The organism is Falcatimonas sp. MSJ-15 (genome assembly GCF_018918265.1).
GTDB lineage: Bacteria > Bacillota > Clostridia > Lachnospirales > Lachnospiraceae > Falcatimonas.
On record NZ_JAHLQC010000003.1, the window covers coordinates 41,718 to 65,394 of the forward strand.

Below are 23,677 nucleotides of genomic sequence, written 5' to 3' on the forward strand. Positions count from 1 at the left end.
CCTGCAAAACTATTAAAATATATATCGAAAAGTATCATAAAATGATAACGCAGGATAATGCATAGGACGGCATTTTTTTAAGGAGAAAAAATATGAATTTGGATGAATTACTAAACCAGACAATAGATATTAATATGATAGACATGACAATAAGTAACCCAAGGAACAAAGACGGAGTTACAAAAGTTAAGATAAGACCTGTTATAATAGCAGGCAATGTGTTATATCAGACAACGGAATATATTGGAACACAAGTATTTCATAAGAATAGCACACAGGAAGAAGTAAAAGAGAAGATAATATTCTATCTTAATAACAACTTTAAGCAGGCACATCTTGAGACTAAGGAATTAAGAGCAGATATTCTTGTCAGCAAAAAAGGCATTGTGACTATCAAAGTAAAACAGAATAAGAATGTACAGATAGTTAACAATACACTTTCACATAATCGTAATAAGAGATATATACTTGAAGAAGGCAAGCCGGTTGACTTCCTAATTGATCTTGGAGTAATGACAAGAGAAGGTAAGATTGTGAATGCAAGATATGATAAATTCCGTCAGATTAACAGATTTCTTGAATTTATTGAAGATATACTTCCAAAACTTGATAAGAATGAAGAACAGACTATTATTGATTTTGGATGCGGTAAGTCATATCTTACATTCGCAATGTATTATTATCTTAAAGTTCTTAGAGGATACAATATTAATGTAATAGGACTTGATCTTAAAAAAGATGTAATTGAGAAATGCAACAGACTAAAAGACAAATATGGATATGAAAAGTTAAATTTTTATCTGGGAGATATAGCATCTTATGAAGGCGTTAACAAAGTTGATATGGTAGTTACACTTCATGCATGTGATACAGCAACAGATTATGCACTATATAAAGAAGTTAACTGGGGAGCAAAAGTAATACTCTCAGTTCCATGTTGTCAGCATGAACTTAATAAACAGATTAAGAATGATACGCTTGCACCGGTGTTTTCCTATGGAATAATCAAAGAGAGAATGGCAGCACTTATGACAGATGCGATGAGAGCAGAACTTCTAAAACAATGTGGATATGATGTGCAGATACTTGAATTTATTGATATGGAACATACACCTAAGAATCTTCTTATAAGAGCAGTATATACAGGTAAGGTGGCAGATACTAAAGATAAGACCGACAGGATAAAAAAAGAGTACAATATGGATCTGACACTTGATAAACTGATAAAAGAAATGAAAGGTGAGTAACATAATATGAAAAAATATGTATATAGAATTCTACTCATGGTTGTATTGTTCTGCGTAGTTGTGCTTGGTGTATTTTTTATTACTAATAAGGAAGAAGAACTTCCAAAAGTAACAACTATGGATATGGCAACACTTCCTATAGTTAATCTCAAATTAGAAGATTCAGACATTAATATGCTTCATGGATATACACAGAATGTTGATGCTACAACAGTAAGAGACAGCATAACACCACTTATGGCAGATAGAAAGCTTCCAATAAGTATAAAGACATACAATAATACTGTTAACAGAATAGAATATGAAGTCAGAAGTCTTGATATGACAAGGCTTGTAGAAGATACAGAAGTAAAAGAGTTTTCGGCAGGTGAGGGCTACGTTAATGCTACGCTTAATATTAAGAATCTGCTAGATGAAGGCAAGGAATATCTTTTAAAGATTAAGATAACATGCAACGAAGATAAAGAGATAGACTATTATACAAGAATCATATATTATCAGACATCAGATGCAGTAACATATATGAACTTTGCTAAAGGATTCTCTGATAATACATTTAGTCAGGATACAATAGAGAATGTAATTCCATATCTTGAGACAAGTTCACTTGGAGATAATACTAACATTGGTAAAGTTAATATTAATTGCAAGATGTCACAGATAGGATTTGCAGGAATTAATCCGGTTAAGACAAGTGATACAAGAGTGACATTTAAAGAGATAGCAAAGAATCTTGTTACAGTTGAACTTGATTATACAATGCAAAGTTCTGATGACACATACACATATAATTATGAAGCAAAAGAAGTATATAAATTAAAATATTCAAGAAATACAATGTATGTTCTTGCGTATGACAGAGAGCTTAATCAGATATTCTCAGAATCAGGAGCACTTACATCAACAGGCAAGGTTAATCTTGGAATAAGTCCGGATTATACATACGACTATATGACAGATGAGGACGAGAACTTTGTATGTTTTGTAATTAACAGAGAACTATGGTGCTATAATATAGAAGAAAATACTTTTACAGAGATATTCTCTTTTAGAAATAAAGAGACAGATGGTATTAGAGAGAACTTTAATAATCATGACATTAAGATACTCTCAATCAGTGATAAAGGTATAGTAAGATTCATGGTATATGGATATATGAACAGAGGCGTTCATGAAGGAAAAACAGGACTTGGAATCTTTGAATTCTCCTATGAAGATAATATGGTTAATGAGATGTTATTCATACCTGCATCAACAGGATATGAAGTGCTTAAGACACAGATAGACAGCCTTCATTATCTGAGTGACAAAGACATACTATATGTAATGTTTGAAGACAGTATCTATTCAATAGATCTTGTAGGTAAAGAGAGTATGGTAATTGTAAAAGATGCGAGAATCGGAAGTTATGTTGTATCAGAAGATAATACAATTCTTGCATGGCAGGAAGAAGGAGAAGAATATAATTCAAGAACAGCTAATGTGCTATATCTGACAACAGGAGATAAGAATACATTTACAGTTGCAGATAATATGAGAATAAAACCACTTGGATTCATCAATCATGACTTCATATATGGCGAAGCAGATGCGGGTGATGTTATTAATTCATCAACAGGCGAGATGCTATTCCCTATGTCGAAGATAACGATAGTAAGTGATCAGAATGTTGTAAAAAAAGAATATCAAATAGGTGGAATATATGTAACAAAGGCAGCAGTTGATGGTAACAGAGTCACATTCAAGAGAATGACAAAGAGTGAAGATGACACATTTGTAGCGACAAGTGATGATCAGATAATAAGCAGTGATTCAGCAGAAGAATCCAAGATAGGACTTACAGTAGTTGCAACGGAAGCAAGACAGAAAGAGACATATCTTACACTTGGAGTATCTGCAGTTGATATAACCAAAGTTAAGATGCATTCGTCAAAAGAAGTTATATTCAGTGAAGCTGCACAGATGGAACTTCCAAAGAGCGATCATAACCAGGAGATATATTATGCGTATGGTAATGGTGGACTTATAATAAGAACAGATTCAATGGCAGAAGCAGTTGCCATAGCAGACAAACAAAAAGGTGTTGTGACAGATGGAAGAACAGGAGAGATTCTGTGGGTTAATGCACTTAGAGATTCTTATGGAACAAGTGATATAGCAGAGATTACAGCAGCAGATGGTAATGGAATGGCGGAGAGCCTTATAATAATGAATCAGGTGATATATAACAATACATCATCAGAGCTTAACAGTAATATGAGAGGACTTACCGGTTGTACATGTGATATGATGTTATATTATGTAAGCAAAGGCTGGCCTGTAATGGCAAAAATATCAGCCAACACTTATGGCGTTATATATCAATATGACCAATTTAATATAACAGTATACGATCCTGTAACAGCGACAAGTACCAAGATAGCAAGAGATGAAGCTACAGATTATTTTGCGCAATTTGGCAATATATTTGTGACAGCAGTATATACAGACAGATAATCATATATGAGTGGCAAAAGACATTTTGCCACTCATATAAAATATATCAGGGAGAAAGGATAATATAAGATGGAGAAGGACGACATAAGATTAAAATATGCAATAGTTCATATATTAAATTCAGAACAGGCTATGCCCGTTCTGTCTGATACAGTACTTACATTCGGTTCAGATTTTGATGATTTTATAAGAGGACATATATGTAGAGTTGTGATGGGAGATGATGTTAAACCCGGTAAGTTTGATGAGGAAGAACCATCAGCAGCTTATAATATTATTAAAGCATACAATAGGACAGAGCAGGATTTTGTACAGAGAACGCAGGATCTTGCAACAGAATTATTTAAGATAATGAATAGTAACATAGACATACCACCAGCTGATATTATTATGGTACATTATGAAGCTGATGGTGAAGAATATTTTGCTATACTTAAGATGAATTATAAGACATCATATACACATCAGACGAGTAGCGATTCACTTGGCAATATTAATGATATAATTCTTCAAAAAGCACTTTTGCCATCAGAGACACAGAAATTGTCAGAGGCATGTATAATTAATCTTACAGATTATTCAGTGCGGATAGTAGAAAAGAAGTATGATGTTAATGGTGTAAAAGTTAATTATATGTCTAAGATGTTCTTAAACTGTACAGGACGTTTATCTACCAAATCTAAGATAGCTATTGTAGAAAAAGCAGTTAATAATGCAGTTAAGAAGTATTATAACGAATCAGAACAGTTTGAAGTTCAGATGGAGACAAAGAGTATTATTAATAAAGAGATTGAAGAAGCAGGAACAATAGATGTACCTGTTGTAATAGACAGAATATTCAAAGAAAATGTAAGTATAAAAGATGAAGTAAAAGAAGATTTATCAAAATACCATCTTGAAAAAGAACCATTAACACCTGTTAATAAAAATACTACAAAAAAGTATGAAAAACAGTTTTTAAAGACAGATACAGGAATTGAGATAAAAATTCCTATGGAACAGTATAATAGTAAGGATGCTATTGAATTCATAACGAATCCTGATGGAACAATATCAATGTTGATTAAAAATATTGGAAATATTAAAAGTAAATAAAAAATATTAAAAAAATAAAAATGAATGATTACAATTAAAAAGTAAATATGCTATTATAATTATATCACGATAAAGTGTAACGAGTTAATGCATTAATTCAGATATCTGAAGGTGAGATAGTAGGTTAAGATAAAAGACGGGCAGAGATATATGCCCGTCTTTTATAATTTTTAAATCTTAAAATAGATATATAAATATTGATGATATCTATATATCGTAATGCTATCTTAAAATAGCATTGATCTTTTCATCGTGTTCTTCCTTAGAGATAATACCCATCTCATACTGCATATCAATTTTTTTGATAATATCATAATTATCAATTCTTTTTTTAGCAGCATCAAGTTTTGTATAGTATTCAGCCTGAGTAATTATATCCATTGCAAGAGCTTTGTCAAGACGGGCTTTTTCTTCAGCAAAATTGTTTTCGGCTTTTTTATATTCTTTTGCATCGTTTGCTGCTTTGATTAGATTGGTCTTGTCTGATATCTGAATTTTAATATCTGACAGTTTTTGAAGTTCTGGTTTTATAAGTTCTAAGATGTCATCTACATTGAATAGAGAATCAGTGTCGCATTTTGTGATATATTCAACATATCTTTTACCTATCTCACAGTATGAATCATCAAGCTTTTTCTCGATAAGTGATTTTTGAACATTGAGTCCCGCTAATTCACTTTGATCCTTAGTAGTGTTGTAGATGTTAGAACCAAGATTTTTCGCTGCTTTAGCAGCCTTTTCAAACATATCCATATTAAAAACCTCCTGTTAATAATTATTATTTACCCTCCTCAATAGTATCGTATTATGAGAACTGTTACAACACCTTAATGGCTTGTAATCAACAATAGTTTCGTGCATTTTTTGACAGATTAGATGTATTGAAAGTGCAATACTGCTATGGTATAATTAGCAAGTGGATATACTATATATAGAACAATTCGAATTGAGAGGAAAAGTCATGTTTGAGCGAAAAAATATATATGAATTAAATGATTTTTTCAAAGAATTGAATAAGAGACCAGACAGAGGCGTCTATTTCTGCAGAATAGACGGTTATAATGATGAGGTCAGAGAATTCGTGGTTAAATATTATGAGATTGCAAGGAAGAATGGCGTAGTAATCGAAGGCAGAATACCTAATCCGACAGAGAGTAATCTCGCTTATTATGATGAGATGATGGGCAGAGATTTTGTTATGAATATGGATTATATTGAGAAAAGCCTTAGAAAGTGGCTGCCAAGAGTACATGATCATGAGAGACATGAGATGGCAGTGGCGATGAATGATACTTTTGCAATGCTTGTAAGTCAGGGCAAGAATGAGAATATGATTAAGAATACTTATATTAAGTTCATGTGCTGGTTATATTATAAGTTTGAACGAATTGTCAATAATCTTGGAAGTAATGATGTTCCTAAGATTATATATGATGGTGATATTAGTCATTATGAATTACTGCTTCTTAATGTACTTAATAAGACAGGATGCGATATTGTATTATTGCAGACGAATGGTGAAAGTGCTTATATGAAGATTGATCCTAAGAGTAGTATGTCTGAGATATATAGAAGTGATACCCTTAAGGAGTTTCCAGAGGGTTTTGGAATAAAAGAGATAATGAGAGAGTTACAAGATAAGGCTGAACGTGAGAGAATATATGGCAGCGAAGGCGGAATTAAGCCTTGTACCAATGCATGGATTAAGGGTGATGGGATTGATGATATCAAAGTTGAACCTAAGGAACGTGGAAGTGATGACTCGTTTTTCTATAACTGTTTTATAAGAATTAATGGTGTGTGGGATAAGGGCAGTTATATGAATGAATTGTATCAGATGTATATGGAACTTAAGTCTGATAACAGGAATGTGATAATAACAGACGGTACTATTAAACCACCGGATGTTGATGAGATTGCCCGTATAAAAAGAGATAATTATAAGTCGGTAGAACAGCTTATTGGTGGTATGGCACAGAATTTTGTATTTATATCTAATACAGAACTTAGACAGACTGTTAAAAGAGCATTTATTAATGAAGCTCTTAAAGTATCAGATGAGACAGGTATGAATATCAACAGGCTGCTTAACAGAATGGTATTCTTATTAAGCTATTTTAGAAGATATTTTGATACACTGTTTCGTGGATATAAAAAAGGAGATGTAGCTTGTTTTGTTCACATGGGACCATGTACAGATGAGAATGATGTGATGTTTCTTGAATTTCTGGCACAGACACCGGTAGATGTACTTATATTAAATCCTGATTTAACAAAACATTGTATGCTTAAGAGCAATACCTTATATGAGATTAATAATGAGCTTTCGCTTACAACAGAGCATTTTCCGATTGACGATTCATCAGCAAGAATGGGAACACTTGCGTATGAAGCAGAGAGAGAACTTGATAGTATCATGTATACGGGAACAGGGTTGTACAGAGGACATCAATATGAGAATGCTAATACTATTACATTAAAGACTATGTATGAAGAGATAAGCATATTATGGAGGCAGGATCTTAAGTATAGACCTAACTTTAGTATAACAGATGGCAAAGTTAATATTCCTGTTATTTTTGCCAAAGTATGTGGAGTTAAAGAGGATAGTGAGAGCGAGTACTTTAATAATATCAAGAAACTTGTAACAGAAGATACAATGGTTATTACCAAAGTTCCAGTTATACATCAGACTGATATTAATCCAGTTAAACCTTATGTTACAGAGTTTTATCGAAACAGAAAGCTGTTAAGAGATAAGATAAAGGCTCATTCTTCATATCAATATGGTTATATTAAGGAAGAAGTGCAAGACTATATTCTTGATAAACTTGAACTGCTCATTAATTCACAGGTTATTAAAGGAACTTTTGAGAATGGTATGGAATATACGATTATAGCAACTGTTCTTAATATGAAAAAAGAGATTGTAAGAATGATACAAAACTTTGACTTTACAAAGAGCAATCCAAAGATTATATATATACTTACAAGTGAAGATATATTATCAAGAGAAGATGCGATAGTTACAGCATTTCTCAATCTTGTTGGATATGATATAATTATGTTTGTACCGACAGGCTATGAATCGGAGGGAAGATTTTATAATTCCCAGATAATGGAGAGACATGAAGCCGGAGAATATAAGTATGATTTAAGAGCACCAGATGTGTCACAGTTTGTTCCATATACAGACAGGCAGACATTTTTTGATAAAATTTTTAAGAGAGGAAGATAATGTTATGGGATTAGATTTTACTAAGACAGCAACACAACAGCCGCAGATGCAGACTGCTATGGATACTAAGAATGAGATAGAACCGGTTAAGGCATATGATATAGTAGAGGACAGACAGACATTGAATGCTGAACTTGTTAATTCGCCGGAGGTTGATGCACTTGTAAGTACTATTGAGATTGATAATCTTGAATCAATAGTTACATTTGGTTCAGAAGCTGCAGAAGAGATATCTAAAGCATCTGATGTAATTCTTAATGGTATGAATATGTCACAGCTTGATGATACAAGCGAGATGCTTACTACACTTGCAAAGATTATGGATAAGTTTGATGTTGAGGAACTTAAAGATAATCCTGGATTATTCGACAGACTCTTTGGCAACCTTAGAAAGCAGCTTGATAAGATTCTTGCCAAATATCATACAATGGGTGATGAAGTAGATAAGATATATGTTCAGTTAAAACAATATGAATCAGAGATTAAGCAGTCTAATAGGAAGCTTGATCAGATGTTTGAAGCTAATGTTAATTATTATCATGAACTTGTTAAATATATTCTTGCCGGTGAGCAAGGATGCAGGGAACTTGAAGACTATATTGCAAAAAGACAGGCTGATATGGAAACAACAGGAGATAATTCAATTCAGTTTGAACTTACAACACTTAATCAGGCACTTATGATGCTTGAACAGAGAACACAGGATCTTAGAACAGCAGAGAGTGTTGCAATGCAGTCAATTCCTATGATTAAGACAATGGAATTCAGTAATATGAATCTTGTAAGAAAGATTAATTCAGCATTCATAGTAACACTTCCGGTATTCAAGCAGGCACTTGCCCAGGCAATAATGCTTAAGAGACAGAAGATTCAGGCAGAAGCTATGTCAGCTCTTGATGAGAAGACGAATGAACTTCTTGTTAAAAATGCGAAGAATACTGTAGAACAGTCTAAGCTCACAACCAAACTTTCAACAGGAAGTTCAGTTAAGATAGAGACTCTTGAGACAACATGGAGAACTATTGTAAATGGTATTGATGAGACAAGACAGATTCAGGAGAACGCAAGAAAACAGCGTATCGAAGATCAAAAACGTCTTGAAGCAATTAAGAGTGAGTTCAATGAGAAATATCATGTACCAGACAAGAGATAATACTGGTAGTAAAAGGGGGAATTAATTATGCCAATTAATTTAACAAAAGGACAAAAAGTAGATTTAACAAAAGGAAATCCATCACTTAGAAAGATAACAGTAGGACTTGGATGGGATGTTAATGAATTCGATTCAGGAGCAGCATTCGACCTTGACGCAGCATGCTTTATGGTAGGTGAGAATGGCAAATGTCCAACAGAAAAAGAATTCATCTTCTATGGTAATCTTGAACATACAACAGGATCAGTTAAGCATCTTGGAGATAATAGAACAGGTGAAGGTGAAGGCGATGATGAACAGATTCAGGTTGATCTAAGTCTTGTTCCGGCTAACGTATCAAGACTTGCATTCACTGTAACAATATATGATTCAGATGTAAGAAGACAGAACTTTGGACAGGTGTCTAATTCATTCATAAGAATAGTTGACGACATTACAGGTGAAGAGATTATAAGATATGACCTTGGAGAAGACTTCTCAATCGAGACAGCAATCGTTGTCGGTGAGATATATCGTAACAATGGTGAATGGAAATTCAATGCAATCGGAAGTGGCTTCCAGGGTGGACTTGCAGCATTATGTAATCATTATGGAATAGAAGTAGAGTAACAAGAATAGATGCATAATAATATTTAAGCAAGAAACGGCGAAGATTTTACTTCGTATATAGTTTGATGTGTTAATAAATAAATTAGGAAAGGAAAAGCTATTTAGATGGAGCTTATAATAATTGACAAAATGGAATTATAATTATATGCCAATTGTGAGATTATAGCGAACCATCTAGCATATACAAGATAGTATATGTATTTAGTAGTAGGGTTTAATATATGCCAATTAGTTTATCAAAAGGACAAAAAGTAAGTTTAACAAAGGATAATCCGGGACTTAAGAAAGTAGTAGTTGGACTTGGATGGGATGTCAATGGATTTGACACAGGAGCAGCATTCGACCTTGATGCAGCAGCATTCATGTTAGGTGATACAGGAAGAGTAACAAAATCAGAAGATTTTGTATTCTATGGCAATCTTAAAGATCCTTCAGGCAGTGTTACTCACATGGGAGATAACAGAACAGGTGCAGGCGAAGGCGATGACGAACAGATTACAGTTGATTTAACTTTAGTACCTGCTAATATAACAAGAATTGCTTTTACAGCAACAATATATGAAGCTGAAGCAAGAAGACAGAACTTTGGACAGGTTAACAACGCATATATAAGAATATATGATGAGACAACAGGTGCTGAACTATTAAGATATGACCTTGGAGAAGACTTCTCAATCGAGACAGCGGTTGTATTTGGTGAATTATATAAGAATGGTACTGAATGGAAGTTCAATGCAATCGGAAGTGGTTACCAGGGTGGACTTGCAGCATTATGTGGTAACTATGGTGTTGAAGTAGAATAATTATCTGATAACTAAGAAGACAGGGGGACATTGATATGTCAGTTAGTTTAAAAAAAGGACAGAAAGTAAGTCTTACAAAAGAGCGTGAAGGATTAACAAAAGTGATAGCCGGACTTGGATGGGATGAAGTGAATCAGAAAAAAGGCTTTTTTTCATTCGGTGCTAAAAAGCAGGATATAGACTGTGATGCATCAGCTATTATGCTTAAGAATGGCAAATTAAGAGACAGTAAAGATGTTATATATTTTAACCACTTAAGACATAAATCAGGTGCAGTTACACATATGGGTGATAATCTTACTGGAGCCGGTGACGGAGATGATGAACAGATAGTTATCAATCTTAAGGAAGTACCAGAAGAGTATGATAAGATAGTACTTGTTGTTAATATATACAAAGCAAAAGAGAGAGAACAGCACTTTGGAATGATTAAGAATGCATTTATAAGAATTGTAGATGCATCTAATAATACAGAGATATGTAAGTATGACCTTTCTGATGATTATAATAACATGACATCAGTTATATTTGGTGAAGTATATAAGCATGATGGAGAATGGAAGTTCAATGCAATCGGTCAGGGAACTGCTGATAACGGACTTACAGCACTATCAAAAAGATTTATGTAAGATAATGTGATTATAAAACTGAATTATTAAGGATGATTAAGTAAGAAGACACAATTATGAGATGGAATTATCCAATAATATTTAAGTAAGAAGACACAATTATGAGACAGAATTATCCAAGAATATTTAAGTAAGATAATATAATTCAAAGACGTATTGTATTAGGAAGATATTATATAATGACTAAGTCTTTAGCTTAAGTTAAGTAATCACTTTATAAAATAATAAAATGAGGAGAATACAAGATGAAATTTAATGGTTTGACAGACAAAGAAGTCGAAGAGTCTAAAGCAAAAAATGGCTCTAATGCCATTCCTGATTCTGAGCCGACTACGTTTTGGCAGGAATTCAAGGAGACATTTAAAGATCCAATGATCAGAGTATTACTTGCTATCGCAGCACTTATGATAGTAATGTTCTGTTTTGGTTATGCAGAGATCTATGAACCACTTGGAACAATAGTTGCAGTTATTATTGTTGCAATAGTATCAGCTAAGACAGGTGTTGCCAGTGATACTAAGTACAGAGAGTTAAAAGATAATACTAAAAAAGATCAGTGTAAAGTACACAGAAATGGTCTTGTAGTAGTTATTGATGTTGATGACGTAGTAGTCGGAGATAAAGTTCTCTTACAGTCAGGTGACAAGATTCCGGCAGACGGTATCTTAATTGATGGTAAGTTAAAAGTTGATAACTCAGCTTTAAATGGTGAAGCAGAAGAATGTAAAAAAGAAGCAGCAGATCCATCATTCCAGCTTGCTGATGATATCACAGGTGATACATTCGTTGATAAGCACTCATTATTCAGAGGTGCAGTAGTATTCGATGGTGAAGGTATCCTTGATGTAAGAAAAGTCGGTCTTAAGACTATGATGGGTAAGATGGCTGAGGAGATGCAGGATGATGAGCCAGACTCACCACTTAAAGTAAAACTTGCAAAACTTGCAAAACAGATATCAACATTTGGATATATAGGTGCTATTGCAATCGCAGTATTATATCTTATCTATGATATTATAGTAGCAGGTGGCGTATCACCATTCTTCGCACTTGGTGCAGAAGTAGTAATTGAGAAGTTAATTAATGCAGTATCACTTGCAGTAGTTATTATTGTATGTGCAGTTCCAGAAGGTCTGCCACTTATGATTTCACTTGTACTTATGCAGAATACAAGCAAGATGCTTGATCATAACGTTCTTGTAAGAAAAGCAGAAGGTATTGAGACAGCAGGTTCACTTAATATTCTTTTTAGTGATAAAACAGGTACAATTACAAAAGGTATGCTTGAAGTTGTTGAATTCTTCACAGCAGATGGCAATGATATTCCACTTGAAGATCTTAGCAGACATAGCAATATAAAAGGTCTTCTTGATCTTACAATAGGTAAGAATACACAGTCAATGTTCGATTCATCACATAAAGTTATCGGTGGTAATGCAACAGACCAGGCACTTATGAAGTTCATTGGCGAAGATACATTCAATACACTTATGGCATCTAAAGAGTATGTCATAACACAGCAGCAGGGATTCAACTCAACTAATAAGTTCAGTCAGGCAAGAATAGATTATGTTGGCAAGACATTCTATAAGGGTGCGCCAGAGAGACTTCTTGCAGTTGCAACAAAATACCTTGATGAAAATGGCAATATAAGAGATATTGATCAGTCAGTATTAAATAGAAAAATAGATGAACTTGCAGCAAAAGCAATGCGAGTTCTTGCATTTGGTTATTCAGAAAAGACAATGGTAGAGAATAAGATTAATGATGACCTTGTTATCATCGGTCTTGTAGGTATCAGAGATGATGTTCGTGCAGAAGCAAAAGATGCGATAAAAGAAGTTCAAAAAGCAGGTATTCAGGTTGTTATGATTACAGGTGATAGACTTGAAACAGCAGTAGCTATTGCAAAAGATGCAGGACTTCTTAAGAATGAAACAGACAGAGCATTATCATCAGCACAGTTAAATGAGATGTCAGATGATGAAGTTAAGAAGATTATTCCTAACATAAGAGTTATAGCAAGAGCACTTCCAACAGACAAATCAAGAATGGTAAGATTATGTCAGGAGATGAACCTTGTTGTAGGTATGACAGGAGATGGTGTTAACGATTCACCTGCACTTAAGAGAGCAGACGTTGGTTTTGCAATGGGTAGTGGTACAGAAGCTGCCAAAGAAGCAGGTAAGATTGTAATCCTTGACGATAACTTCAGATCAATTAAGGATGCTATCTGGTACGGAAGAACAATCTATCATAACATACTTAAGTTCTGTAAGTTCCAGCTTGTAATTAATGTTGCGGCCGTAATCGTAAGTGCGATAGCACCATTCTTTGGAGTTGAAGAACCACTTAAAGTTACACATCTGTTATTCGTTAACCTTGTAATGGATGGACTTGGAGCAATGATGCTTGGTAATGAACCTGCACTTGAAGAGTACATGGAAGAAAAACCAAGAAGAAGAGATGAGAGTATCATCAGCAAGAAGATGATGGCACAGATTGTTACTATGGGTGTATGGCTTACAGTAGTTAGTTTCTTATATTTAAAATTACCATTCTTTAAGAATCTATTCACAGAGAATGGTGTATATAGTGAAGGTAAACACCTTACAGGTTACTTTGTATTATTCATCGTAAGTGCATTATTCAATGGATTTAATGTAAGAGATGAGCATTTTGGAATATTCAAGGGACTTAATGAGAACAAAGACTTCTTAAAAGTTCTTCTTATAATTGTGGCAGTTCAGTTCTGTATTGTTAACGCAGCATTAATTCCATTTGTAGTATTCAAGTGGATTGGTAATATGTTCAGCTGTGTTCCATTCGGAATTCAGGGCTGGATAGCAGTAATATTACTTGCATTTACAATGATACCTGTAGATCTTATAAGAAAAGCTATAGTTAATAGAAAATAATTGTAAACTATTTATGATTACAACTATATAACAAAAGATATAATACTCGAAACATATAACACTCAAAACATAACGCAGATATGAATAACAATTTGTAGATACGATTATAGAAGTTAATAGTACAGGCTTCGGGCTGATTAGCAGTCTGAAGCCTGTATTAGTCTATCATTAAAGCTAGTACCACGTCTATAACACTTGCATAGGAATTATGTTCGCATGAGAGTATATTTCTGACTTGGAAAAGTTCAATGGAAAATGGCTTGCGTAGGGACTATGTTCGCATTAAAGTTGGTAATTCATAAATAAAAGTTAGAAGATTGGATTGTATATAGAAAAGGCGGTGGCAGGATTGACGTTACAACAATTAAGATATGTAGTTACAGTAGCCAAAAAAGGCAATATAACAGAAGCAGCCAAAGAGCTGTTCATCTCACAGCCAAGTCTTACGAATGCTATTAAGGATCTTGAAAAAGAGATGAATGTAATAATATTTGACAGAACCAATAAGGGCGTAGCAGTATCCAAGGAAGGAGAGATATTCTTAGGATATGCAAGGCAGGTATTAGAGCAGGTTAATCTTCTTGAAGATACATATAAGCAGAATTCAGGTAGAAAGTTAGAATTCTGTGTATCAACGCAGCATTATTCATTTGCAGTTAACGCATTTGTAGATCTTATAAAAGAATATGGAAGCAGTGAATATGACTTCTCATTAAGAGAAACTCAGACATATGAGATAATAGATGACGTAGCCAGAATGAAGAGCGAGATAGGAATACTATATCTTAATGAATTCAATAGAAAAGTTCTAAAAAAAATAATGAAAGCGAATGGACTTATATTTACAGAACTATTTATTGCAAAACCACATGTTTTTATAAGTAGCAGACATCCACTTGCCACTAAGAGAAAAGTTACATTGTCAGAACTTGATGAATATCCATATCTGTCATTCGAACAGGGAGAGCATAATTCATTCTACTATGCCGAAGAGATGTTAAGTGATGTTCCAAGACGTAAGAATATAAGAGTAAGAGACAGAGCAACACTTTTTAATCTCCTGATAGGACTTAATGGATATACTATCTGTAGTGGTGTAATCGATGAAGAACTTAATGGCAAAGATATTATTGCAGTTGAACTAGAAGCTGCCGGCAGAATGCAAGTAGGATATGTAATGCATGAAAAAGGAGTACTTAGCAGACTTGGAACAATATACCTTGAGGCACTTAAGAAGATATGTGAAGGATATAGATAAGTTGAACATAAGACTTAATCATAAGTAAAACATTCAATGTTTTAATGGTACATATAGATATTATGCTATACCTATATTCCAAAACTTATGGAATATTCATATGGTATACGAATACAGGTTAAACTTGGCAGTAAGAACCGAACGTCAACACGTAGCAAGTGATAAAATCGGTGTACGATTACAGGTTAAACTTGGCAGTAAGAACCCAACAGGCAAGCCTGTGGGAGTAGTCAGATGAGAACATGCGGAAGATGTAGAAAATATATCACTCGCATGTTTTTTTGATATTGGTAGCAGGATTAATTGTTTCTATGCTGAATTGTCTAAAAAAAATAGAGAAATATATAATTGAAAGATAAAAATATTGAAATATAAGATTACACAGCATAAATAAACAAAAAGTAAAAAGAGTGAAATATTGACAATGCTAAAGTAAAGTGATACACTTTTAAAAATATACAAATAATATATAAGAGAGGCATTGTAATAATGAATAGAAATAAGATTTTGCTAATTCTTGCAATTGCAATAAACAATATTGGAGATGTTATATTCGATATGTTTATTACATGGAAATTAGCTGCAACTACAGGAAGATTTATGAATGCTGTATATGTAATAGGAACATCAATTGCATTTCGGGCTATACTTTCATTTTTCATTGGAAGTTTTGTTGATAAGCATATTAAAAAGAAAATGATGGTATTATCACATGTTTTATCAATTGTTATTATAACTTGTTTTGGAGTATGTTGGAATATAGCATGTGAGTTTATAATTGTTGGAATAGTATTTGTACTGCTTAATGATATTAATAATGAATTATTTTCAAGAAGCTATATATCGATGACATCAGATATGTTTGATGAAAATCAGTATATTAAGTTTCAAAGTTATACCAATATAGTGATTAGAATAGTTGGAATAGCGGGTGCAGCATTTGTTGGAATATTAATAGATCATATACCTGGTAATCTTGTATTTGGTATAGATATTGTTACATATCTGATATCTCTAGTTCTTATATGTGCGATACAATATGATGAAAAGGTTGTTAATAATACTAAGAATGTTGGTATCGTGAAGAATATTATCTTAGATGTAAAATATACACTTAATAATATATTCAAATCAAAATATCTATTAACATTTATTGTTCTTATGTTTGTGTTAAATTTGGCTTATGGATATATTCCACAGATATTGCCTGTATTCAAAGCTAATATGGTTAATTCAGCAACACTTTTGGGATTGTTAAAATCAGCAATGACAATTGGAGAGATTATTGGACTTGCAGTTGTAAGCAGAGTTTCAAAGTATGTAAGTGCAACATTCAAAATAAGTATGATACTTAATATTTTTATTATAGTAATAATATATATTACCAGAAACCCATATCTGCTTATTACACTTTTTACATTGTATGGATTTTCAGATTCGCTTACACAACCACTTTTTGGATATACGGTAGCCAATCTTGACAGTGATAACAGAGGAAAATTATTAGGTGGAATTGATGCGATAATTATGTTCTCGCCAAGTATAGGAATATACATAATTTCGGCAGTTTCTAATTATAGCCAGATTGCAGGTGGAATTCTGCTTTCAGCAATATTCTTAGCAGGATTTTTAATTATAATATTGAATGATGAACTTCGAAATATTAAACTCGAAAAATAAATTAAAATATTGCAAAGGATAAGGTGATTTATAATTGTAGGATGATTGCAATTATAAACTTATATGATATGGTGGACAATATGGATTATATAATTAATAGAAGATTTAGTAAATAGTGAAAACTATTTAAAAGAAAGATTGTATAGATATTATAAATAGGCTGCTAAAAATGCCCCAAAGTATTAAGAATAATTGAGCTTAATACTTTGGGGCATTTTGTTGATTAAAAATTAATAATAAAAGAATTTAAATATATAATTGAAATGTTTAAAATTATATATAATGTCAAACATACAAAGTCAGATGTAGTGGTATACTAAGTATAGATATTTAATTAGTCTTAAATATTACATGTCTATATCTGTTAAGTGCAAATAATAATATCATTCCAAAGATACCACATACAATAAGCTCTCCGACTCCGACAGTGAGGAACATATAAGGGATAGCTTCTGGTGTGCCATATCCGAATTTTAATACAAAAGGAACGATTAATGTATTGGCAACAATTGGTGGAACTGGAGCTAACCATTTATATCGTCTTAATGCATAAGTTCCACATGCACCGATTAGAGTTGCAATACTTCCGAAGATAACATCAGCAGGGATAGCTCCACCTAAGATATTAGCAAGAAGACATCCAACGAATAATCCGGGAATAGCTGCCGGTGTGAAAAATGGAAGAATAGTTAATGCTTCGGCAATTCTGAACTGAATAGGTCCAAAGCTCCAATAGTTAAAAATTGTTACAAGAACAACATAGATAGCAGCAATCATAGCTGCCTGCACTGTAAAAAGTACTTTTTGATTTTTCATAATTTAAATCTCCTTTAGTTTTGTTTTACGAGTGGAAGGTCACGAACACTCGAATAATTAACCCTTAAGACCTTGTTTTTATGGGCAACAACCACAGATTTTATCATTTTTAGAAAAACGTGTCAAGGCTCTTAGAAACTTTAATTTTGTATATGTTAAGAATAGTAATCTTAGAAATATTATGATAAAATATGATTAAGAAGATAGAATATCAAGTAAGCATAGTATACTTGCAGATAAGATAAGAACTTATATGAGCGTAAGTGATTATTGGCTATAAGTTAGAAAACTTATGTGTTATATAAGAAAAGAGATAGGAGAGATGAGTATGGAGCAGGATTTTGTTACATTAACAATTGGAGCGACAAAGAATATTGCATTAATTGCACATGATAGTAAGAAAGCTGAACTTATCAAATGGTGTCAGGATAATAAGGATATACTTGAGAAGCATAATCTGTGTGGAACAGGTACAACAGCGAGAATGATAACTGATAAGACAGGACTAAGTGTAAAAGGATATAATAGTGGTCCTTTAGGTGGTGACCAGCAGATAGGTGCTAAGATTGTAGAAGGAAGAATTGACTTTGTAGTATTCTTCTCAGATCCACTGACAGCACAGCCACATGATCCGGATGTCAAGGCATTGCTTAGAATTGCACAGGTATATGACATTCCGATTGCTAATAATAAAGCAACAGCAGACTTTATGATTAAGTCAGAATATATGGATACAGAGTATAATCATACAGTGATTAATTTTAGAAAAAATATCGCAGATAGAGCTAATACATTATAGAATAACAAAAACTGCACTGACAATGTCAGTGCAGTTTTTGTTATTTTAATGAATTTTTACTATCAACATATAATGTAGTTATTAATGTATGATGTAGCTATCAACGTATGATGCAATTATTAACCCATGATATATAGTAAAAATATAAATGAGCTGATTAGATGGCTTTTACACTTTCACGTTCAAGAAGTTCATAAGGTACAGAGTCATTCCTTGCTGAACCAGGATAATGAGTCTGAAGAAGCATAAGTTCTACACTCTTAATAGCCATTGCATCAGTATCCTGTCTTATTGTAGTTAGCCGTGGAACACAATAGTTAGACAGGCTTATTCCATCAAAACCGACAACAGATATATCATCAGGAACTCTTTTACCACGATCACATATTGCTCTTATAGCACCTGTTGCGATTGTGTCGCTAAGGGCGATAATTGCAGTGACATCAGGAGTATTATCTAGCAGTTTTAGTGTTGCCTGATAACCGTCTTCCATTGAGAAACGGCATGGAATATACATCTTATCTTCATCAAATAGAATATTGTTCTCTTTAAACCCTTTAATGCATCCTTTATATCTGCTTGAAGCAATCTGGTTAACGGCGAGAGATCCACCTATAACCCCAAAATGCTTATGCCCATGTTCTGCAAGGTAGCTGCATAATCTGTAAGAGGCGTCTTCATCATCTGTATAAAAAGATGATAGATTATCATAATCAAGAGAACTTACACTGTTAGTAAGGACTATACATGGAACTTCAATATTCTTAAAAGCATCTGTAAAATAGTTAAGATTAGCACCGAGAAAGAATATGCCTTTTGGATTGCGTTCTCTGCAAAGAGCGAGTGCACATTCTACCTCGTTTGAATCTTCATCAATATATGAAACTTCGGCAGGTTCACCATGTTCTGATAAAAGCATCTGTATTTTTTCAAGAATATCAAGGAAAAGCATATTCTGGTTACCTTTTACAATGATAGCCAGAGAAGACACAGTCTGTCTCTTTAAGTGTCTGGCATTACTATTTGGCTGGAAGTTGCTTGCCTCAATAACTGCCAGAATTTTATCTCGTGCCTTATCACTGACATCGGGATGGTTGTTAAGAACTCGTGATACAGTTCCAACTCCGTAGCCAGATAATTTAGCAATATCTTTTATTGTCATGAATCTATACAGCCTTTCTTTAATAACATATATAGTATTTTAACCTTTTACAGCTCCGGCTGCAACACCTTTTATAATATATTTCTGACAGCTTAGATAGAATACGATAACAGGGATAACTGCCATTATAAGACATGCCATAATAGCACCCATATCAACACGTCCATAACTTCCTTTCATATACTGGATAATAATAGAGATAGTCTTGTATTTCTTAATATCTAGTACAAGGTAAGGTAAAAGGAAGTCATTCCATATCCACATTGCTTCAAGAATACCAACAGATATGAGAGTTGGCTTCATCATTGGAATTACTACATTAAAGAAAGTTCTTACAGGGCTGCATCCATCAATCATAGCAGCTTCTTCAACTTCTATAGGAATTGATTTTACAAAACCACAGAACATAAATACTGCAAGACCTGCTCCAAAACCAAGATATACGATTAATATACCCCATGGTGTGTTAAGTCCAAGTGCATCTGCTGTACCTGAGAGTGTGAACATAACCATCTGGAATGGAATTACCATTGAGAATACACATAAAAGATAGATTAATTTGGTAAGCTTAGTCTGAACTCTTGTTATGTACCATGCACACATTGAACAGCATACTAAGATTAAAGCAACACCACCAACAGTTATGAATACAGTCCAGCCAACTGCCTGTATAAAATCATAGTGTGTGATGGCTTCCTTGAAGTTGTTTATACCGGCGAAAGTCTCAGCGTTAGGTAATTTGAAAGTCTCAAGGTTGATATATGTCTTTTTCTTAAAAGAGTTCATTAATACTATAAAAATTGGCGATACGAACACAAGCGATAATATTGTGAAAAATAATGTTGCGATTGTTCCTTTTGCTTTTTTCATTACTGTTGTACCTCCTTGCTTCTTGTGAGTCTAAGCTGTAGCATGCCGATTATAACAACTGCTAAGAAGAATATAACGGCTTTTGCCTGTCCGATTCCTTCGTAACCTACTCGGCCATAGAATGTCTGATATATGTTTAATGCAAGCATCTCTGTCTGGTGAAGTGGTTCACCACCTGTAAGTGAGAGGTTCTGATCAAACAGTTTAAATGAGTTGGTGATTGTAAGGAATGTACATATTGTGATTGATGGCATCATATTAGGAATTGTAACATGGAAGAGACGCTGTCTTTTGTTAGCACCGTCAATCATGGCAGCTTCTTTAAGAGATTCAGGAATTGCCTGAAGACCTGCGATATATACAATCATCATGTAACCTATCTGTTGCCAGCAGATAAGAATTACAAGTCCTATGAAACCTAAGTTTGCATCAAGTTTTAATGCTGTATTGAAGTGGCTGAATATTCCATCGAATATAAGCTGCCAGATGTAACCTAATACGATACCACCGATTAAGTTAGGCATAAAAAATATTGTTCGGAATATGTTAGTGCCTTTTATTTTCTGAGTTAATGCAAGTGCGATTGCAAATGCGAGAATGTTGACAAGTAATAAAGTTACTATTGCAAATAATGTTGTAAAACCAAAAGCATGTGGGAATGTCTCGTCCTTAAATGCTTCTATATAATTACTAAAACCTACAAATTTGGCATCTCTGATTGTTGTGAATTTACAAAAGGAGAGATATATGCCTTCGATAAATGGTACTATAAAACCTATTGTGAATGCGGCCATTGTTGGAAGTAAGAATACTGGCCAGTATTTTTTGATTGCCTTTTCCATAATATTCCCCGTTTCTGTGTTTGATATAAGTTGTTTATGAAGCTATGTTTTGTAGAGATTACGCCTGCCAGTTTGAATTATGGTAAAACCGGCAGGCTGTTATATCTCTATTATTAGCAATAAAGCTGTTTCATTTTAATAATAATTATCAGCCTTATAATTATTTAGTTAAAATCCTACTTTTAAACTTAGCGTTGTTATGTTATCTGATTATTTGCTTGCAGCAGCGGCAGCTTCTTTTGCCCAACCGTCAACAAATGCTTCTTTTACTGTATCCCAGTTAGCATCTGACTGATCAGCAGCGTATGTTGTAAGAGCTGAACCAAGGTCGTTTTTCCACTGCTCTGAAGGCATTGTTGTGAAGTTCCATGTTACAGGTTTCTTACCATCTTTAACATAGTTGTTAGCAATGTTAACAAGAAGGTTGTCTGATTCAAGGTTTTTCTTAAATGGAATTACAAATCCCATTCCGTCAGCTCCTGAAGGCATAGCACCTTTTGAACCACACATTGCTTTAACACCTGTATCATCAGATACACACCAGTTGATGAAATCAAGAGTTGCGTTTATATCAGCTTCTGAAGCGTTCTTGTTGACACACCAGTAGTTCTCTGTACCTGTACAAAGTCCCTGATTCTCTTCGCCGTCAGCACCAATGTAGATTGGAAGCATACCAAGGTTATCATCGCCTACTTCTGCTACATCTGAGTAAGCCCATGTACCATTCTGGTAGAATACAGCTTTTTCTGTAACGAATTCTGCAACAGCGTCATCACCTGTCTTAGTACTTAACTGTTTAGGATCTGTTGTTGAGTTGTTGATGTAGAGATCCCAGATATTACGATAGTTGTCAAGATATGTACCTTTGATTGCATCTGTTGAATCTATGCCATCTGCCTGATATTCATAGTAGATTGGAAGGTTAGCAAGATGTGTTTTAAATCTCCAGTCAGAACTTCCATCCATACCTGATGATGTGAATGCTGAGAAACCAAGTTCGTCAGATCTCTTAGTGATGTCTTCACATACAGATTTAAGATCATCAAAGCCTTTAATATCATCTTCTGTATAGCCAGCTTCTTTTAGAAGTTTTTTGTTATAGATAATTCCATATGATTCAGTAGCATAACCAATACCTTGTACTGCATCGCCATCTTTGAGGATGAAGTCTTCGCTTGTAAGCTGATCCATGATAGCTGCGTCTTTTAAGTCATAGCAGTAATCTTTCCATGAAGCAAGGCCGACCGGACCATTAACCTGGAATAGAGTAGGTGCGTCTTTTTTACCCATCTCACTCTTAAGTGTTGTTTCATACTGGTTAGAAGCAGCAGTAACTACAGTTACTTCAACGCCTGTTTCTTTAGTATAGACTTCAGCAAGTTCCTGCCATGCTTTGTCAGCTTCTGGTTTGAAGTTGAGGTAATATACTTTACCGTCACTTGACTTATCATTACCTCCATTAGTCTCTTTGTTGCCACAGCCTGTAAATGCTGATGCAGCCATAACGGTTGCAAGACAAAATGCTATAAAATGTTTCTTTCTCATAAAATGCCCTCCTAATATTGTGGATAGTTTTAATGGAAACTAAAACATAAATGAAACTGGAAATGTTTTCGGAAATGTTTCCAACAAGTTGTAACTAAAGATTATACCATTTGGATAAAAAATACAATATATTTTTGAAAAAAAATAAAAAATTATTAACGTTGCATAAAAGTATGTCGGAATATGACGAAAGAAATGAATATGCTTTGTGCAATTTTTACAACAGATGTGATATTTTTAACGAAATTATGTATACTAAAAAAGTTTTCGTAAAAGAGTGCTTAGGCGAAACTCTGGCATATGTATATAGGATTGTGAGAGTGTAAATAGCATCAACAAAAACACACTCTCGCAATCCTGTGCAAAGATTTTTGAAAAAGGTGGAAAGAATTGCGAAAATAGAGTTGGCGGTGCCAAAACGGTGCCGAAATCCTAGAAGTTAAGAAATATTGATAATAGCTAGAACAATAATCAATGGAAGCAGCTCATTTAGAATGCAGGGGTAATATATATTAGT

The 23,677-nt window shown here is 33.7% G+C and carries 18 protein-coding genes; 12 read left to right on the top strand and 6 right to left on the bottom strand.

The window, feature by feature from the left end; translation table 11 throughout:
* Positions 1–92: 92 nt before the first annotated feature.
* The 3 genes from KQI85_RS02580 (at position 93) to KQI85_RS02590 (ending at position 4,838) form a co-directional block, all read left to right on the top strand.
* Complete coding sequence (locus KQI85_RS02580) at positions 93–1,247, top strand: SAM-dependent methyltransferase (protein WP_216574537.1); 1,155 nt, start codon at positions 93–95, stop codon at positions 1,245–1,247.
* A 6-nt stretch (positions 1,248–1,253) separates the two neighbouring features.
* On the top strand, positions 1,254–3,743 hold the full coding sequence (locus KQI85_RS02585; RefSeq protein ID WP_216574538.1) for a hypothetical protein: 2,490 nt from the start codon (positions 1,254–1,256) through the stop codon (positions 3,741–3,743).
* A 69-nt stretch (positions 3,744–3,812) separates the two neighbouring features.
* Positions 3,813–4,838: a nucleoid-associated protein gene (locus KQI85_RS02590; protein ID WP_216574539.1), complete on the top strand. Its 1,026-nt coding sequence runs from the start codon at positions 3,813–3,815 to the stop codon at positions 4,836–4,838.
* Between the two features lie 222 nt (positions 4,839–5,060).
* On the opposite strand, the gene KQI85_RS02595 is transcribed toward KQI85_RS02590, so the two are convergent.
* Complete coding sequence (locus KQI85_RS02595) at positions 5,061–5,591, bottom strand: hypothetical protein (protein WP_216574540.1); 531 nt, start codon at positions 5,589–5,591, stop codon at positions 5,061–5,063.
* Between the two features lie 208 nt (positions 5,592–5,799).
* On the opposite strand from KQI85_RS02595, the gene KQI85_RS02600 reads away from it, so the two are divergent.
* From KQI85_RS02600 to KQI85_RS02635, 8 genes are all read left to right on the top strand, one after another.
* The gene (locus KQI85_RS02600) at positions 5,800–8,076 is read left to right on the top strand and encodes a YceG family protein (RefSeq protein WP_216574541.1); all 2,277 of its coding nucleotides are present in this window, start codon (positions 5,800–5,802) and stop codon (positions 8,074–8,076) included.
* A 4-nt stretch (positions 8,077–8,080) separates the two neighbouring features.
* Positions 8,081–9,229: a toxic anion resistance protein gene (locus tag KQI85_RS02605; RefSeq protein ID WP_216574542.1), complete on the top strand. Its 1,149-nt coding sequence runs from the start codon at positions 8,081–8,083 to the stop codon at positions 9,227–9,229.
* A gap of 27 nt (positions 9,230–9,256) precedes the next feature.
* Positions 9,257–9,838, top strand: a complete 582-nt coding sequence (locus tag KQI85_RS02610; RefSeq protein WP_216574543.1) for a TerD family protein — start codon at positions 9,257–9,259, stop codon at positions 9,836–9,838.
* A 221-nt stretch (positions 9,839–10,059) separates the two neighbouring features.
* A complete protein-coding gene (locus tag KQI85_RS02615; protein WP_216574544.1) occupies positions 10,060–10,641 on the top strand; it encodes a TerD family protein in 582 nt (193 codons plus the stop codon).
* A gap of 35 nt (positions 10,642–10,676) precedes the next feature.
* A complete protein-coding gene (locus KQI85_RS02620; RefSeq protein WP_216574545.1) occupies positions 10,677–11,270 on the top strand; it encodes a TerD family protein in 594 nt (197 codons plus the stop codon).
* A 245-nt stretch (positions 11,271–11,515) separates the two neighbouring features.
* A complete protein-coding gene (locus tag KQI85_RS02625; RefSeq protein ID WP_216574546.1) occupies positions 11,516–14,188 on the top strand; it encodes a calcium-translocating P-type ATPase, PMCA-type in 2,673 nt (890 codons plus the stop codon).
* A 349-nt stretch (positions 14,189–14,537) separates the two neighbouring features.
* On the top strand, positions 14,538–15,446 hold the full coding sequence (locus KQI85_RS02630; RefSeq protein WP_216574547.1) for a LysR family transcriptional regulator: 909 nt from the start codon (positions 14,538–14,540) through the stop codon (positions 15,444–15,446).
* Positions 15,447–15,935: 489 nt separating this feature from the next.
* Complete coding sequence (locus KQI85_RS02635; RefSeq protein ID WP_216574548.1) at positions 15,936–17,126, top strand: MFS transporter; 1,191 nt, start codon at positions 15,936–15,938, stop codon at positions 17,124–17,126.
* Positions 17,127–17,456: 330 nt separating this feature from the next.
* On the opposite strand, the gene KQI85_RS02640 is transcribed toward KQI85_RS02635, so the two are convergent.
* A complete protein-coding gene (locus KQI85_RS02640) occupies positions 17,457–17,942 on the bottom strand; it encodes a QueT transporter family protein (RefSeq protein ID WP_216574549.1) in 486 nt (161 codons plus the stop codon).
* 328 nt (positions 17,943–18,270) lie between these two features.
* On the opposite strand from KQI85_RS02640, the gene KQI85_RS02645 reads away from it, so the two are divergent.
* Positions 18,271–18,741 carry a methylglyoxal synthase gene (locus KQI85_RS02645; protein WP_216574550.1) on the top strand — a complete coding sequence of 157 codons (471 nt, stop codon included), beginning with the start codon at positions 18,271–18,273 and terminating at the stop codon, positions 18,739–18,741.
* A 157-nt stretch (positions 18,742–18,898) separates the two neighbouring features.
* On the opposite strand, the gene KQI85_RS02650 is transcribed toward KQI85_RS02645, so the two are convergent.
* From KQI85_RS02650 to KQI85_RS02665, 4 genes are all read right to left on the bottom strand, one after another.
* Entirely contained in the window at positions 18,899–19,903 is a 1,005-nt protein-coding gene (locus KQI85_RS02650; protein ID WP_216574551.1) for a LacI family DNA-binding transcriptional regulator, read from the bottom strand.
* 39 nt (positions 19,904–19,942) lie between these two features.
* Positions 19,943–20,773 (bottom strand): carbohydrate ABC transporter permease, encoded by an 831-nt coding sequence (locus KQI85_RS02655; RefSeq protein WP_216574552.1) that lies wholly within the window; start codon positions 20,771–20,773, stop codon positions 19,943–19,945.
* Positions 20,773–21,615 carry a carbohydrate ABC transporter permease gene (locus KQI85_RS02660; protein ID WP_216574553.1) on the bottom strand — a complete coding sequence of 281 codons (843 nt, stop codon included), beginning with the start codon at positions 21,613–21,615 and terminating at the stop codon, positions 20,773–20,775. The genes KQI85_RS02655 and KQI85_RS02660 overlap by 1 nt, the downstream gene beginning before the upstream one ends.
* A 210-nt stretch (positions 21,616–21,825) precedes the next feature.
* Positions 21,826–23,160 carry an ABC transporter substrate-binding protein gene (locus KQI85_RS02665; RefSeq protein WP_216574554.1) on the bottom strand — a complete coding sequence of 445 codons (1,335 nt, stop codon included), beginning with the start codon at positions 23,158–23,160 and terminating at the stop codon, positions 21,826–21,828.
* Between the last annotated feature and the right edge of the window lie 517 nt (positions 23,161–23,677).

What these genes read in the sequence shown, in the direction of transcription:
- KQI85_RS02580 (WP_216574537.1), top strand. Translation starts at nt 93, where the DNA reads ATGAATTTGGATGAATTACTAAACCAGACAATAGATATTAATATGATA.
- KQI85_RS02585 (WP_216574538.1), top strand. Translation starts at nt 1,254, where the DNA reads ATGAAAAAATATGTATATAGAATTCTACTCATGGTTGTATTGTTCTGC.
- KQI85_RS02590 (WP_216574539.1), top strand. Translation starts at nt 3,813, where the DNA reads ATGGAGAAGGACGACATAAGATTAAAATATGCAATAGTTCATATATTA.
- KQI85_RS02595 (WP_216574540.1), bottom strand. Translation starts at nt 5,591, where the DNA reads ATGGATATGTTTGAAAAGGCTGCTAAAGCAGCGAAAAATCTTGGTTCT.
- KQI85_RS02600 (WP_216574541.1), top strand. Translation starts at nt 5,800, where the DNA reads ATGTTTGAGCGAAAAAATATATATGAATTAAATGATTTTTTCAAAGAA.
- KQI85_RS02605 (WP_216574542.1), top strand. Translation starts at nt 8,081, where the DNA reads ATGGGATTAGATTTTACTAAGACAGCAACACAACAGCCGCAGATGCAG.
- KQI85_RS02610 (WP_216574543.1), top strand. Translation starts at nt 9,257, where the DNA reads ATGCCAATTAATTTAACAAAAGGACAAAAAGTAGATTTAACAAAAGGA.
- KQI85_RS02615 (WP_216574544.1), top strand. Translation starts at nt 10,060, where the DNA reads ATGCCAATTAGTTTATCAAAAGGACAAAAAGTAAGTTTAACAAAGGAT.
- KQI85_RS02620 (WP_216574545.1), top strand. Translation starts at nt 10,677, where the DNA reads ATGTCAGTTAGTTTAAAAAAAGGACAGAAAGTAAGTCTTACAAAAGAG.
- KQI85_RS02625 (WP_216574546.1), top strand. Translation starts at nt 11,516, where the DNA reads ATGAAATTTAATGGTTTGACAGACAAAGAAGTCGAAGAGTCTAAAGCA.
- KQI85_RS02635 (WP_216574548.1), top strand. Translation starts at nt 15,936, where the DNA reads ATGAATAGAAATAAGATTTTGCTAATTCTTGCAATTGCAATAAACAAT.
- KQI85_RS02640 (WP_216574549.1), bottom strand. Translation starts at nt 17,942, where the DNA reads ATGAAAAATCAAAAAGTACTTTTTACAGTGCAGGCAGCTATGATTGCT.
- KQI85_RS02645 (WP_216574550.1), top strand. Translation starts at nt 18,271, where the DNA reads ATGGAGCAGGATTTTGTTACATTAACAATTGGAGCGACAAAGAATATT.
- KQI85_RS02650 (WP_216574551.1), bottom strand. Translation starts at nt 19,903, where the DNA reads ATGACAATAAAAGATATTGCTAAATTATCTGGCTACGGAGTTGGAACT.
- KQI85_RS02655 (WP_216574552.1), bottom strand. Translation starts at nt 20,773, where the DNA reads ATGAAAAAAGCAAAAGGAACAATCGCAACATTATTTTTCACAATATTA.
- KQI85_RS02660 (WP_216574553.1), bottom strand. Translation starts at nt 21,615, where the DNA reads ATGGAAAAGGCAATCAAAAAATACTGGCCAGTATTCTTACTTCCAACA.
- KQI85_RS02665 (WP_216574554.1), bottom strand. Translation starts at nt 23,160, where the DNA reads ATGAGAAAGAAACATTTTATAGCATTTTGTCTTGCAACCGTTATGGCT.